Raw genomic sequence first — 13491 nt, 5'->3', positions numbered from 1 at the left:
CGTTCTCCTTTAGGAAGGAACCGTGAGCGGGCAGCAATCCAAATTGTGTAGCCGTTCCCGTCGAGGAAACACTAAGGTGGCCGCATGACGCCTAGATGGCTTGGAATCGCCCTACTCTGTGTGGGTGCAGCAAACGCCCTCATCGGGACCATGTTGGTCCTTCAGTCCACAACGAAAAACATTTGGGCATATTTCATCGTGCTCGGTGGCGTCGTCCTAATGATTTGCGGCTACTTCATCGGAAAGCGCAAAAGCTGGAATTAGGCCCATGGGCACCTTGGCGGCCCAAAGCGGTCCCACGTTCAAGCCGCCGTGGTTCGGCCCGATTCGTACTGAAAGACGCCCTGGTCCTCGAGTCGGGCGTGTCTGTCGGCAACCGACTGCGATGCCTCCGGAGCAGAGGACAGATGAGTAACCAGGCCTGGGTGAAGCCGATATTCGTCCCGTCCGCATAACGTCCCCAAACAGGGTCCTCAAGCCGAAACTCCTCCACCTGACCTGAGACGTTGGAACCTGACCAGGTAAAGCATCCCGCAAGACCAGTCCGACAAACCGTCCGAGGAGGGAGCCCTGTATGCGCACTGTGTTGAACGATTTGTCCGCGGAACAAGGTTCTGTCCTCGACTGGCGCGGACCCCTCCGTCCAGGCAGTCTCAGTAAGGATTGAACATAGTCAGTTGAGGCTGGTCCAGAATCGGGCCGTCTTAGCGGTGCTGCATCACGTTGGCATAGTCAGCGGCAGGACTGGCACTTGACGCCTTGGCACCGTGAGATGTCTAATGCGTGCCGGAAGTGAGAGAGGGTCGGTGGGAAGCGTGCGGGGAGTGAGAGAGGGTCGGTAGAAAAGAGAAGCACCCGGTCGACGCGGACCGAGGTGCTTCTTCTTGTGCAGACTTCTTCTGTGACTATCTACTTCGTTGCGCGCGTGCCCGCAACCGGACGCGCCCCGCAACCGGACGCGCCCCGCTACTTGACGGGACTGTAGCGGGCGATGTCCCAGGCGTTGGTTGCGGCGCTCATCAGCAGCGCAGCGCCGAGCATGTGGGCGCCCACGAGGAGTGCCGGGATGCCGTTGTAGTACTGGGTGAAGCCGATAACGGCCTGCAGCAGGGTGACGCCGAGGAGCAGCAGCACCGCTGTGCGGAACGTACCGGAGATGCCGCGGCGGAACACCAGGTACGCGGCAAAGAGGGTGCCTGCGGTGATCAGGTAGGCGGGCACGGCGTGGATGTGGGAGAAGAGGTCCCAGTCGAGGTTATTGCGGGGCGCCTTGGCGTCGCCCGCGTGCGGGCCGGCTCCGGTCACCACGACGCCCAGCATGACCGCCACCGCGGAGAAAACAGCGACGGCGGTTGTCACCGGCCGCATGACCCCCGGCAGGGACGTCAGCGGGCGGGCAAGGAACCCGCCGGTCCGGCCGTACGCGCGGTTGACCAGCAGGGTGGCGAAGACCACCAGGGCCATCGAGACGAGGAAGTGCAGGCCCACCACCCACGGGTTCAGCCGGGTCAGCACCGTAACGCCGCCGATGATGGCCTGCGCCGGAATGCTCGCGAGCAGCCCCAGGGCCAGCAGGAAGAGGTCCTTGCGCTCCTTGCGAAGGTTCCACAGGTACACCAGCATCATTGCCGCGACGGCCGCGAGGGCGAAGGTCAGGAGTCGGTTGCCGAACTCGATGAAGCCGTGGATGCCCATTTCGGGGGTGTTGACCAGGGACTCGTTCGTGCAGCGGGGCCAGGTGGGGCAACCGAGCCCTGACGCGGTCAGCCGAACGGCACCGCCCGTCACCACCAGCAGCGTCTGCCCGATCAGGGACAGCACCGCGAGGCGGCGGACTGTTGCATCAACGGTGACCGGAAGCCTTGACGCCAGGCGGCCGACGAACTGGGGGAGGCGCGAAGCCGTGCTCACGGTATTTCTCAATTCCACTTGAACCAACGGATGGCCGCCGCGCCGGCGACAACCAGCCACAACAGCAGGATAAGGACAGCGGCACCGTCGACGGCACCGTGCAGGAAGGCATCGCGAAGCCCCTGTCCGAGGGCGCCGGAGGGCAGGAAATGCACCGCATCCTGCGCCGGGCCCGGCAGTCGCGGCGCGGGGATGACGATGCCGCCAAGCGCGCCGAGGAGGATCCACAGCAGGTTGGTGATGGCCAGCGTGGCCTCGGGCCGGACCGTTCCGGCTACCAGCAGGCCGAGGGCCGTGAACGCGGCGGCGCCCAGTATCAGCATGCCCATTCCCGGCAGCCAGCCGGCCGGATCCGGCCGCCAGCCGAGCATGAGGGCAATGCCGGCGACGATCAGGACCTGAAGGAACAGCACCGCGAGGACGGCGATGATCTTTCCGGCGATGAGTCCTGTACGCCCCAAGGGCGTGGTGGAGAGGAAGCGCAGCACGCCGTAACGGCGGTCGAATCCGGTCGAGATGCCTTGGCCCGTGAACGCCGTGGACATGGCGCACAGCGCGAGGATGCCGGGCACGGCCACGTTGATCCGGCTGTCCCCCAGGCCGTCCAGCAGCGGCGTCACGGTGAGGCCCACCAGGGCCAGCAGCGGCAGGACGATCGCAAGGATCAGCTGTTCGCCGTTCCGGAGCATCGTCATGGCCTCGTACTGACCCTGCAGGACGATCCGGCGGAGCAGGGGAGCGGGAGCGCTGCCGGTCACTGTGGTCATCGGACTTCTCTTCCGGAAATGTCGAGGAATACGTCTTCGAGGGTTCGGGCCTCCATGCTCATGGACCCCGGCATCACGCCGTGGGCCGCCCACCAGGCCGTCAGCGCGGCAAGGTCCTCGGGCGTGAGCACGCCGGTGGCCGAATAGCTGCCGGCCCGCGTTTCCCTGATCTCCACCTCGGCGGGCAGGACACCCGCAAAGTCCAGCCCGGGCAGCGCCTCGAAATGCAGCGTCCGGATATGGTCCTTCCGGGTCATGTCGGGCCGGTGCTGGAGGAGTTGGGCGACGGTGCCCTCGGCGACGTTCCTGCCGGCGTCGATGATGTACACGTAATCGGCCAGGCGCTGGGCATCGTCCATCAGATGGGTGGTCAGGATGATTCCCATCCCGCTGTTCCGAAGCTCGGAAATCAGCCCGAAAACGAGCTGGCGCGACTGCGGGTCAAGCCCTGCGCTCGGTTCGTCGAGGAAAAGCACCTCGGGATTGCCGATGAGCGCGGCGGCGAGGGCCAGCCGCTGCTTCTGGCCCCCGGAAAGCCGGCGGACAGTGGTCCGGCTGAATGCATCGATGCCGAGCCGCTGCACCAGTTCGTCGAGCGGCCGAGGATTTCGGTACATGCCGGCGATGTGGCGGAGGAGGGGAAGGGGACGGGCCGACGGCGGGAGGCCGCCGTCCTGGAGCATCACGCCAACGCGGGACCGAAGGTCCGCACCGGCGTTGCCGGGATCCTCGCCCAAGAGGGAAATGGTGCCGCCCGTGCGCTTCTGAAGCCCCTGCGCGCATTCGATGGTTGTAGTCTTGCCGGCGCCGTTGGCCCCGAGCAGCGCCGTCACCTCGCCGCGCCCGGCGACGAGCGAGACGTCGCTCACCACCCTCAGCATCCTGCCATCGAGGGTGGGCAGCGGACCAACGTCCTTAATTAACCCGTTGATGGACAGTACGGGGGATTCGGGGGATCGCACCCCAGCATTCTACGTGAAGTAGTACTGACTCCGATGTGCGCGCCCGGTGCCCCAGGTCAGCCAAGCCTTACTGGATGGGTGGAGTAAATTACGACATGATTGTGTTGTGTATTCCATGACTAAACCCACTTCCCTGCCTCTGGCCGGGCACGGCGCACCGGCTGGTGTGCTGCGCGGTGGAAAGGGCGCTGCCCCGGCGGCGGTGCCGCCGGCAGTCGACGGAGACGAGCGCACGCGCGACCGTGTCCTCAGCGCCGTGCTCGAACACGGGCCCGTGAGCGCCGCTGAACTGGGCGACCTGCTCGGCTTCACCCCGGCCGCAGTCCGCCGCCACCTGGACCATCTGTCCCGTTCCGGAGTTATTGAAGTAAAGCGCGTCGCCCGTGCAGGCGCCGGCGCGGGACGTCCGGCCCGCCGTTATGTCCTGAGTTCACAGGGCCAGTCGACGCTCGGTGACGACTACCTGAATATCGCCAGCACGGCGCTCAAGCAGCTCGAAGAAATGGCCGGCGCTGATGCGGTGCGGACGTTCGCCGTCGAGCGTTTTGCCGAGATGGAACGCCGCTACGCACCCGAAGTCGAAGCGGCCGGGACTGACATCACTGCCCGGGCGCAGGCACTTTCCGCAGCCCTGTCCCGGGACGGCTATGTGGCCTCCACCGCTTCCATCGAAGCCAAGGCGCCGCTGCCGGCAGCGCTTTCCAGCGTCCAGCTGTGCCAGGGGCATTGCCCCATCCAGCAGCTCGCAGCACAGTTCCCGGTTTTCTGCGATGCTGAAACCGAGACCTTTTCCCGGCTGGTCGGCGTCGACGTGCGGCGCCTCTCCACCCTGGCGCGCGGGGGCCATGTCTGCACTACCCACATACCTACAGGCCGTCCGGCCGCAACGGTGGCGGAAACCACCCGAGCCGTTACGGACAACCTGGACGAAGTATCCAACCATCTGCAAGAAAGGCCGTGATGACGGACCAACTATCAGAGAAGACGGTTGCTGAGACTGCTGTGATTTCGGAGATTCTGGAAAAGAATCCCGAGCTCCACGGAATCGGCACCTACGAGTACGGCTGGGCCGACAAGAACGACGTCGGCGCCAACGCACGCCGTGGCCTCAACGAGGACGTCGTACGCGACATTTCGGCCAAGAAGAGCGAGCCGGAGTGGATGCTGGACCTGCGCCTGAAGGGCCTGAAGTACTTCGGCCGTAAGCCCATGCCCACCTGGGGTGCGGACCTTTCCGGCATCGACTTCGACAACATCAAGTACTTCGTGCGCTCCACGGAGAAGCAGGCAGCTACTTGGGAAGACCTCCCCGAGGACATCCGGAACACCTACGAAAAGCTGGGTATCCCGGAAGCCGAGCGCAGCCGCCTTGTTTCCGGCGTGGCAGCCCAGTACGAATCCGAAGTTGTGTACCACCAGATCCGCGAGGACCTGGAAGCCCAGGGCGTCATCTTCCTGGACACTGACACGGCGCTGCGCGAGCACCCGGAGATCTTCCAGGAGTACTTCGGCACCATCATTCCCGTGGGCGACAACAAGTTCGCGTCGCTGAACACGGCCGTGTGGTCCGGCGGCTCCTTCGTGTACGTGCCCAAGGGCGTCCACGTGGACATTCCGCTGCAGGCCTACTTCCGCATCAACACGGAAAACATGGGCCAGTTCGAGCGCACGCTGATCATCGCGGACGAGGACTCCTACGTCCACTACATCGAGGGCTGCACCGCCCCGATCTACACCTCGGACTCGCTGCACTCCGCCGTTGTGGAAATCGTGGTCAAGAAGGGCGCCCGCGTCCGGTACACCACCATCCAGAACTGGTCCAACAACGTGTACAACCTGGTGACCAAGCGCGCGATCTGCGAAGAAGGCGCCACCATGGAATGGATCGATGGCAACATCGGCTCCAAGGTCACCATGAAGTACCCGGCTGTCTACCTCACGGGCGAGCACGCCAAGGGCGAGACCCTGTCCATCGCGTTCGCCGGCGAAGGCCAGCACCAGGACACCGGCTCCAAGATGGTCCACATCGCGCCGAACACCAAGAGCTCTATCATCTCCAAGTCCGTGGCCCGCGGCGGCGGACGCGCGGCCTACCGCGGCCTGGTCCAGATCCGCGAAGGGGCCAAGCATTCGGCCAACACCGTGCGCTGCGACGCCCTGCTGGTGGACACCATCAGCCGCTCGGACACGTACCCGTACATCGACATCCGCGAGGATGACGTCCAGCTGGGTCACGAGGCAACAGTCTCGCGCGTTTCCGAAGAGCAGCTTTTCTACCTCATGTCCCGTGGCATGCGCGAAGACGAAGCCATGGCCATGATCGTGCGCGGCTTCATCGAGCCGATCGCCCGCGAGCTGCCGATGGAATACGCCCTCGAGCTGAACCGCCTCATTGAACTCCAGATGGAAGGATCCGTCGGTTAATGACTGCCGAAATTACTACTGAGAAGGCCCGCATCGGAGCGCCTTCCATCGCAGGTTTCACCGAAGAAGGCGAGGGGCTGGTCTCCGCCAAGGTTGACCACAGCCACAATCACGGCGTGACCGTGATGTCCTCGCGTGCCGAGCGGCTCACGAGCTTCGACGTCGCCGACTTCGCGCTGCCCACCGGCCGCGAGGAAGAATGGCGCTTCAGCCCGGTCCGCGCGCTGGCCAATCTGCTCTCGGATGCCGCAACGGATCTTGATCCCGAGCCGGCCGCCGCCTTCACCGTGGATGCGCCGGAAGGCTATGTCCGCACGCCGCTGGCTCCCGGAGTCGCCCCGCGCGGAACCGTGCTGACCCCGGCCGACCGCGCCGCCGTCGTCGCCTCCGCCAACACGGACGAAGCGCTGCACGTGGTCATCCCGGCGGAAGCCGAACTGGCTGAGCCGCTGCGGATCCTGGTCCACGGCGCGGGCGCCGGCCGCCGCTCCAACGCACACTACGTGCTGGAGGCCGGGGCCAACTCGCGCAGCGTCGTGATCCTGGAGCACACCGGTGCGGCCGACCACACCGGCAACCTTGAAGTCATCGTCGGCGAGGGCGCGAAGCTCACCGTCATCTCGGTTCAGCTCTGGGAAGACGACGCCAAGCACCTGGCACAGCACGATGCGCAGGTGGGCAAGGACGCTGTGTACAAGCACATCGCCGTGTCCCTCGGCGGATCCATCGTGCGCCTGAACTCCAACGTCCGCTTCTCGGGCGAAGGCGCCGAGGCCGAGCTGCTGGGCCTCTATTTCGCCGACGCCGGGCAACACCTGGAGCACCGGTCCTTCGTTGACCACAACGAAGCCAACTGCAAGTCCAACGTGCTGTACAAGGGCGCCCTGCAGGGCAAGAACGCGCACACCGTCTGGGTGGGCGACGTCCTGATCCAGAAGCAGGCCCTGGGCACGGACTCTTACGAGAAGAACCAGAACCTCGTTCTGACGGACGGCTGCCGGGCCGACTCGGTTCCGAACCTCGAGATCGAAACCGGTCTCATCGAGGGCGCCGGACACGCGAGCTCCACCGGGCGTTTTGACGACGAGCACTTGTTCTACCTCATGGCCCGCGGCATTCCGGAAGAGGTGGCACGGCGGCTCGTCGTGCGCGGCTTCCTCAACGAGATCATCCAGCAGATCAAGGTCCCGGCTCTCGAAGAGCGCCTGACCGCGGCTGTTGAACGTGAACTCGCCGCGACCGAAAACTAAGCAGACCCGGAAAGTACAGGACAACGGATGACTGAACAGCCAAAGGGCGAGCTCGTCTGCAACGTGAACGAGATCCAGCCCAAGCAGGCCCTGCGGATCCTGATCGATGACTTCCCCGTCGCGATCGTCAAGGACTCCATGGGAGAGATCCACGCCATCGGCGACACCTGCTCGCACGCCGACATCTCCCTGTCGGAGGGCGAGGTCGAAGGCTGCGCCATCGAATGCTGGGGCCACGGTTCGCAGTTCGACCTGCGCACCGGTGAACCTCTCCAGCTGCCGGCCTACGACCCCGTGCCGGTGTTCGCAGTGGAGATCGTCGGAGACGAGGTCTACGTCGACTTCACCAACGTCATGAACGGCGCGGAAGCCCCGAACTTCAGCTAGCCCGGCCTGTACCAGAACTTAACAACTTCCAGACTAAAAGACCGCACCGCCGCCCCAACGGCACGGTGCAGAGGAGAACAAGACACATGTCTACTCTTGAGATCAAGGACCTGCACGTCAGCATCGACACCGAGCAGGGCACCAAAGAGATCCTGAAGGGCGTCAGCCTGACCGTCCGGACCGGTGAGACCCACGCCATCATGGGCCCCAACGGTTCGGGCAAGTCCACCCTGGCGTCCACCATCGCCGGCCACCCGCGCTACAAGGTCACCGGCGGCACCATCACCCTGGACGGCGAAGACGTCCTGGCGATGAGCGTTGACGAGCGTGCACGCGCCGGCCTCTTCCTGGCCATGCAGTACCCGGTGGAGGTTCCCGGCGTCACCATGACCAACTTCCTGCGGACCGCCAAGACGGCCATCGACGGCCAGGCGCCTGCGCTCCGCACGTGGACCAAGGACGTCAAGGCCGCCATGCAGCAGCTGCGCATCGATGCGGACTTCGCGCAGCGCAACGTCAACGAAGGCTTCTCCGGCGGCGAGAAGAAGCGCGTGGAGATCCTCCAGCTCGAGCTCTTCAAGCCCAAGTTCGCCGTCCTTGACGAGACCGACTCCGGCCTGGACGTCGACGCCCTGAAGATCGTCTCCGAAGGCGTCAACCGCGCTCACGCCGAGGGCAACATGGGCACCATGCTCATCACGCACTACACGCGCATCCTGCGCTACATCAAGCCTGAGTTCGTCCACGTTTTCGTGGACGGCCAGATTGTCGAAGAGGGCGGCCCGGAACTCGCTGACCGCCTTGAAGAAGAGGGCTACGACCGCTACGCCACGGGCGCCGGAGCAGCCACGATCGCTGCTGCTGCCGCAGCCCAGGCCTAGTAAGGACACGCCATGACTGAAATCGACGCAGCCCGCACCGGGCTGGAGGATGTCGAAGAGGCGCTCAAGGACGTCATCGACCCCGAGCTCGGGGTCAACATCGTGGACCTCGGGCTGCTGTACGGCCTGAAGTACTCGGAGGACGACGGCGCCCTGCTCATCGACATGACGCTCACCACGGCGGCATGCCCGCTTACCGACGTGCTCGAGGAGCAGGTCGGCAAGGCACTGGACGGCGTCGTGGACGAGTGGCGCCTGAACTGGGTGTGGATGCCGCCATGGGGCCCGGAACGGATCACCGATGACGGCAAGGACCAGATGCGCGCCCTCGGGTTCAACATCTAGAAATAGTGCCTAAAGAACGACGCCGGCGGGTCACCTTCGAGAAGGTGGCCCGCCGGCGTCGTTCCCCACCGGCCCCTAGCCTCGCAAGCTCGGCCAGGGAACCCCGCCGGCGTCGTTCCCCACCGGCCCCTAGCCTCGCAAGCTCGGCCAGGGAGCCCTGCCGGCGTGGGCCCAGCTTAGAGTGTCCGGGCGCTGAAGGTGTCGCACTGGTTGATGTCGCCGGTGCGGTAGCCCTGGTAGAACCACTTCTGCCGCTGGGCGCTTGACCCGTGGGTCCAGCCCTCGGGCGAGACGCGGCCGGTGGCGGCCTTCTGGATGCGGTCATCGCCCACGGCGGAGGCGGCCGAGAGTGCGTCGTTGAGGTCCTTTTGCGTCAGCGGCTCCAGGAAGGGCAGCCCGGACTTGGGATCCTTCTGGGTGGTGGCGTAGCGGGTCCAAAGCCCGGCATAGCAGTCTGCCTGCAGTTCCACCCGGACGGCGCCGGACTCGGGTCCCTGCGGATCCTGCTGCGCCCTGTCCAGGTCGCCCAGGACGTTCTGGACGTGGTGCCCGAACTCATGCGCCACGACGTACTCCTGGGCCAGCGGACCGCCGGAGGCTCCGAAGCGGTCCACGAGGTCCTGGAAGAAGCCGGGATCGAAGTACGCCGTAGTGTCCGCGGGGCAGTAGAACGGGCCCACTTCGGACGTCGCGGCGCCGCAGCCGGTGCGGGTGCCGCCTTCGAAGAGCACGGTCTTCGGCCGGGGGTACTTGACCTTGTAGTCGGCCAGGTACGCGGGCCAGAACGCATTGAGGCTGTTCACGGTCGCCTTGATGCGGCAATCGAGGCGCTGATCGGCGTCGGCGCCAGTCTTGCATGCCTCCGCAGCCGTGGTCTGGCTGACACCGGGCTGCTCCTGTCCCGTGCCGACCAGGCCCTCGAGCATTTGCGGATTGATGCCGAACAGCGCGGCCAGCAGGAGGACGATGCCCCCGCCGATGCCGCCGCCGATCTTCGTGCCGCGGCCCATTCCGCCGCCGCGGCGGTCTTCCACCTGGGATGGGTCTATCTCGACCCCGTCATTGAAGCTCATGCTGTCACAATAGTCTTCGCCCACGGCGAAGGGCCGGTTCCTGCCGGTAAAGTTGGTCCGATGCCTTTTCTCAACAGACTCCAGCGCTGGGCCGATGACCGCCCCGACGACACCGCCGTCGTCGTGGCAGGACAGCGGCTCACCTGGGCTGCCCTCCGCAACGCGGCGGAGGCGGCGGCCGCGGAGAACACCGCCGAAGTGACGGTGCTCGCGCAGCACAATTCCACGCGGTTCGCGATTGACTTCGCCGCGGCCGTGGCGCGGGAGCGGCAGTGTGCGGTGCTGGATCCGACGTGGCCCCGGCCGATGCGCGATGAAATAGTCGAGCGGCTGGGCGCTGCCGCTGCCGCAGTCCCCGGCGGCGCCGGGGCATCGCTGGCCGACGGGGATCCGGGGTCGTCGTTCCTGATCGGGCTGACGTCCGGCACCACCTCCGTGCCCAAGGCCTTCACCCGTTCCAGGCAGTCCTGGCAGGAGTCCTTCGAGGCCTCCATGGAGTTTTTCGGCCTGAGCCAGGCGGACAAAACCCTGGCACCGGGACCGCTCGCCGCGAGCCTGAACCTGTACGCCCTCGCCGAATGCCTCTACGCGGGATCGGAATTCCACACCCTCGAATCCTTCGACGTCGGGGACGTCCACGCCGCAATCGCCCACGACGGCATCACGCGGCTGGTGCTGGTCCCGACGATGCTGCGGCTGCTCAGCGAACGCGGCCTGACGGGCTGTGTCGACGCCTCGGGCGTGCGGACCATCATCTGTGCCGGCTCAAAGCTGGACGCCCGCACGCTTGAAGCGGCGCGCCGCTGGGCCCCGAACGCCACCATCTTCGAGTACTACGGCGCCTCGGAGCTGAGCTTCGTCTCCGGCACCGGCCTCGCCGCCGGGGAACCGCTCGACGCCGGCGGCACCGGCATCGGACGGCCCTTCCCCGGCGTGGAGGTGCGGATCCTCGATGACACCGGCGCCATGCTCCCGGACGGCACTGCCGGAAACATCAGCGTTCGCAGCGGCATGGTCAGCAACGGTTACCTGTGGGGTGACGACGGCCAGGCGCTGCGCTGCTTCGACGGGTGGTTCACCGTGGGCGACCAGGGCTACCTGGCCGATGGCGAGCTCCACATCCTGGGCCGCCGCGCGGACATGATCATCACCGCGGGCAAGAATGTCTATCCGCACGAAGTCGAGCTGGCCCTCGCATGTGTTCCCGGCGTCGCCTCCGCTGTGGCGGCCGGGATGGCCGACGACGTCCGGGGCCAGCGCGTCGTGGCGGGGATAGTCCCGTCCCACGGCGGTGTCACCGCCACCCAGCTCAAGACCGGGCTCGAGGAGATCCTGGCCCGGGACAAGCGGCCGCTGCAGTATTTCGCCCTCGCCGAGCTTCCGCTGACGGACCGCGGAAAGGTTAGCCGCAGCATCATGCTGGACTGGATCACCGCCCAGGATTCGCGGGCCCGGCGCCTTGCCTGACATGCACATGCCGACGCCGGAGGCCCTTCCTGCTGAGCGGCAGCCGGTGATCATCGCGGCCCTGCGCACGCCCATCTGCCGGGCCAACGGCCAGCTCAAGCATCTCCGAGCACACGAGCTCCTCGCGCCCGTGGTCAATGCACTTCTGGCCCAATCGGGTGCGGCGCCGTCGGAAGTGACCGACCTCGTGATCGGCAATGCGGTGGGTGGCGGTGGCAACGTGGCGCGGCTGGCGGCCCTTGAGGCCGGGCTTCCCGTGACAGTCCCGGGACTCACCGTGGACCGGCAATGCGGCTCCGGGCTGGACGCCATCGTCCTCGCGTCCCGGCTCGTCGCCGCGGGCGGCGGCGTCTATCTGGCCGGGGGAGTGGAAAGCATCAGCACCGCACCGCTGCGCGCGCACCGGAACGACGACGGCGAGCCGGCCTTTTTCGCCCGGGCGCAGTTTGCGCCCCACGGCCTGGGCGACCCGGACATGGGGGTTGCTGCCGAGAACGTCGCGGCCGAGTTCGGCATCAGCCGCTCACGGCAGGACGAATTCGCCCTCCGGAGCCACCGCCGCGCTGTTGCCGCCGCCGCGGACGGCGCCTTCGGCCGGGAAACTGTGCCGCTGCCCTCCGCCTCCGGGATGGTTTCCGCGGACGACGGCCCCCGGCCCCGGCTCACTGAAGCCCTGATGGGCAGGTTTCCCGCGGCCTTCGTCGAATCCGGAACGGTCACCGCCGGAAACTCGTGTTTCGACGCAGACGGCGCCGCCGCCGTCGTCCTCACCTCCCTGGCCCGTGCCCGGGAACTGGGCGTTCCGGATGCGCTGCTCGTACTGGGGACGGACACGGCGGGGGTGGAGCCCCGGCTCCTTGGCATCGGGGCGGCCTCGGCCGCAGAGCGCCTGCTGGCGTCGCAGGCCGTGGGGGCGGACGATGTGGAACTGGTTGAATTCAACGAGGCGTTTGCCTCGCAGACGCTCGCCTGCCTGGGCCGGCTGGGCATCGGGCCGGAGCGGGCCAACGCCGACGGCGGCGCCCTGGCGCTGGGGCACGCCTACGGTGCCTCCGGCGCCGTCCTGGTGACGAGGCTGCTGGAGCAGGCCCGGCGGACGCCGGACCGGACCAAGCTCGCCCTGGCGATGATCAGCATCGCTGGCGGCATGGGCACGGCTGCCCTGTTCCGGTACGTCCGGCTGTAGCCGAAACGTCAATCTCCCCGTCGGCGGCGCGTGCAGCCGCTGCACGCGGGCGCGGTCGTTTAGTCTGGTCGTTGCCGCCGCACACTTGAAGGACAAGAGGATCGCACGCCCTGCCACCAAAGCCCCAGCAAACAAAACGCTCGCCATTCTCACTGCCCTGCTCCTCGCCGGAGGACTTGCCGGGTGCAGCCCGGCCGCATCGGCCGCCCCCGGGGCGCTGAAGCCGGAAGCCGCAGCGGTGGCCATTGCCCAGCTCAGCACCATACCGGTGAAGGGTCGGGCCCCCAAGACGGGGTACAGCCGCGACCAGTTCGGCCCGGCGTGGGCGGACATCGACCGCAACGGCTGTGACACCCGGAACGACATTCTGGCCCGGGACCTGATCGGTGAGACGTTTAAGCCCGGGACGCGGAACTGCGTGGTGGCATCGGGCACGCTGTCCGATAAGTACACCGGCAAGACCATAGGGTTCGTTCGGGGCAATCTGACCAGTTCAGCCGTGCAGATTGATCACATCGTTCCCCTCAGCGACGCCTGGCAGAAGGGCGCCCAGAAGATCGGCGCCGAGTTGCGCAGGCAGCTCGCCAACGACCCCCTGAACCTGATGGCCGCGGACGGCCCCACAAACTCAGCCAAGTCCGACAAGGACGCGGCCACCTGGCTGCCACCGAGCAAGCCCTTCCGGTGCGAATACGTCGCCCGCCAGACGGCCGTGAAGGCCAAGTACAAGCTGTGGGTCACCCAGCCAGAACATGACGCCATAGCCAGCATCTTGAAGACCTGCTCCTGACCCTGACGGGGTTCCGCACCGCGCTTAGCACCCGACCACAAAGGGGCC

At 66.4% G+C, this 13491-nt stretch carries 13 protein-coding genes; 9 read left to right on the top strand and 4 right to left on the bottom strand.

Annotation, left to right across the window (positions count from 1 at the left end; genetic code table 11):
- Positions 1-966: 966 nt before the first annotated feature.
- From CXQ90_RS09270 to CXQ90_RS09260, 3 genes are read right to left on the bottom strand one after another with little or no spacing between them, the layout of a single operon-like run.
- Entirely contained in the window at positions 967-1911 is a 945-nt protein-coding gene (locus CXQ90_RS09270) for a heme A synthase (protein WP_104138633.1), read from the bottom strand.
- 8 nt (positions 1912-1919) lie between these two features.
- Positions 1920-2678 (bottom strand): ABC transporter permease, encoded by a 759-nt coding sequence (locus tag CXQ90_RS09265; RefSeq protein ID WP_104138631.1) that lies wholly within the window; start codon positions 2676-2678, stop codon positions 1920-1922.
- Positions 2675-3640: an ABC transporter ATP-binding protein gene (locus CXQ90_RS09260; RefSeq protein WP_104138630.1), complete on the bottom strand. Its 966-nt coding sequence runs from the start codon at positions 3638-3640 to the stop codon at positions 2675-2677. The genes CXQ90_RS09265 and CXQ90_RS09260 overlap by 4 nt, the downstream gene beginning before the upstream one ends.
- A 106-nt stretch (positions 3641-3746) precedes the next feature.
- Here CXQ90_RS09260 and CXQ90_RS09255 point away from each other — a divergent pair, with 106 nt between their 5' ends.
- The 6 genes from CXQ90_RS09255 to CXQ90_RS09230 all read left to right on the top strand — a co-directional run bounded on the left by CXQ90_RS09255 (position 3747) and on the right by CXQ90_RS09230 (position 8927).
- Positions 3747-4601: a metalloregulator ArsR/SmtB family transcription factor gene (locus CXQ90_RS09255; protein WP_104138628.1), complete on the top strand. Its 855-nt coding sequence runs from the start codon at positions 3747-3749 to the stop codon at positions 4599-4601.
- A complete protein-coding gene (gene sufB / locus CXQ90_RS09250) occupies positions 4601-6064 on the top strand; it encodes a Fe-S cluster assembly protein SufB (protein WP_104138627.1) in 1464 nt (487 codons plus the stop codon). Before CXQ90_RS09255 ends, sufB begins: the two co-directional genes overlap by 1 nt.
- Positions 6064-7314, top strand: coding sequence for a Fe-S cluster assembly protein SufD (sufD, locus tag CXQ90_RS09245; RefSeq protein WP_104138625.1), 1251 nt, complete (start codon positions 6064-6066; stop codon positions 7312-7314). The genes sufB and sufD overlap by 1 nt, the downstream gene beginning before the upstream one ends.
- A gap of 27 nt (positions 7315-7341) precedes the next feature.
- Complete coding sequence (locus CXQ90_RS09240) at positions 7342-7701, top strand: non-heme iron oxygenase ferredoxin subunit (RefSeq protein WP_104138624.1); 360 nt, start codon at positions 7342-7344, stop codon at positions 7699-7701.
- A gap of 86 nt (positions 7702-7787) precedes the next feature.
- Positions 7788-8582 (top strand): Fe-S cluster assembly ATPase SufC, encoded by a 795-nt coding sequence (gene sufC / locus CXQ90_RS09235; RefSeq protein ID WP_104138622.1) that lies wholly within the window; start codon positions 7788-7790, stop codon positions 8580-8582.
- 12 nt (positions 8583-8594) lie between these two features.
- Complete coding sequence (locus CXQ90_RS09230; RefSeq protein ID WP_003798940.1) at positions 8595-8927, top strand: metal-sulfur cluster assembly factor; 333 nt, start codon at positions 8595-8597, stop codon at positions 8925-8927.
- Positions 8928-9103: 176 nt separating this feature from the next.
- On the opposite strand, the gene CXQ90_RS09225 is transcribed toward CXQ90_RS09230, so the two are convergent.
- A complete protein-coding gene (locus CXQ90_RS09225; RefSeq protein ID WP_104138677.1) occupies positions 9104-10000 on the bottom strand; it encodes a neutral zinc metallopeptidase in 897 nt (298 codons plus the stop codon).
- Between the two features lie 60 nt (positions 10001-10060).
- On the opposite strand from CXQ90_RS09225, the gene CXQ90_RS09220 reads away from it, so the two are divergent.
- The 3 genes from CXQ90_RS09220 (at position 10061) to CXQ90_RS09210 (ending at position 13443) form a co-directional block, all read left to right on the top strand.
- Positions 10061-11467 (top strand): class I adenylate-forming enzyme family protein, encoded by a 1407-nt coding sequence (locus CXQ90_RS09220; protein WP_104138621.1) that lies wholly within the window; start codon positions 10061-10063, stop codon positions 11465-11467.
- A 7-nt stretch (positions 11468-11474) separates the two neighbouring features.
- The gene (locus CXQ90_RS09215) at positions 11475-12653 is read left to right on the top strand and encodes a thiolase family protein (protein WP_104138675.1); all 1179 of its coding nucleotides are present in this window, start codon (positions 11475-11477) and stop codon (positions 12651-12653) included.
- Between the two features lie 85 nt (positions 12654-12738).
- Entirely contained in the window at positions 12739-13443 is a 705-nt protein-coding gene (locus CXQ90_RS09210) for an HNH endonuclease family protein (RefSeq protein ID WP_258064438.1), read from the top strand.
- Positions 13444-13491: the final 48 nt, after the last annotated feature.

Origin of the sequence: Arthrobacter sp. ZGTC131, from assembly GCF_002929275.1 — a bacterium.
Taxonomy (GTDB): Bacteria; Actinomycetota; Actinomycetes; order Actinomycetales; family Micrococcaceae; genus Arthrobacter.
This window is presented reverse-complemented; position numbering and strand designations above follow the sequence as displayed.

Coding starts and splice junctions, on each gene's coding strand:
- CXQ90_RS09265 (WP_104138631.1), bottom strand. CDS start 2,678: ATGACCACAGTGACCGGCAGCGCTCCCGCTCCCCTGCTCCGCCGGATC.
- sufB (WP_104138627.1), top strand. CDS start 4,601: ATGACGGACCAACTATCAGAGAAGACGGTTGCTGAGACTGCTGTGATT.
- sufD (WP_104138625.1), top strand. CDS start 6,064: ATGACTGCCGAAATTACTACTGAGAAGGCCCGCATCGGAGCGCCTTCC.
- CXQ90_RS09240 (WP_104138624.1), top strand. CDS start 7,342: ATGACTGAACAGCCAAAGGGCGAGCTCGTCTGCAACGTGAACGAGATC.
- sufC (WP_104138622.1), top strand. CDS start 7,788: ATGTCTACTCTTGAGATCAAGGACCTGCACGTCAGCATCGACACCGAG.
- CXQ90_RS09230 (WP_003798940.1), top strand. CDS start 8,595: ATGACTGAAATCGACGCAGCCCGCACCGGGCTGGAGGATGTCGAAGAG.
- CXQ90_RS09225 (WP_104138677.1), bottom strand. CDS start 10,000: ATGAGCTTCAATGACGGGGTCGAGATAGACCCATCCCAGGTGGAAGAC.
- CXQ90_RS09220 (WP_104138621.1), top strand. CDS start 10,061: ATGCCTTTTCTCAACAGACTCCAGCGCTGGGCCGATGACCGCCCCGAC.
- CXQ90_RS09215 (WP_104138675.1), top strand. CDS start 11,475: ATGCCGACGCCGGAGGCCCTTCCTGCTGAGCGGCAGCCGGTGATCATC.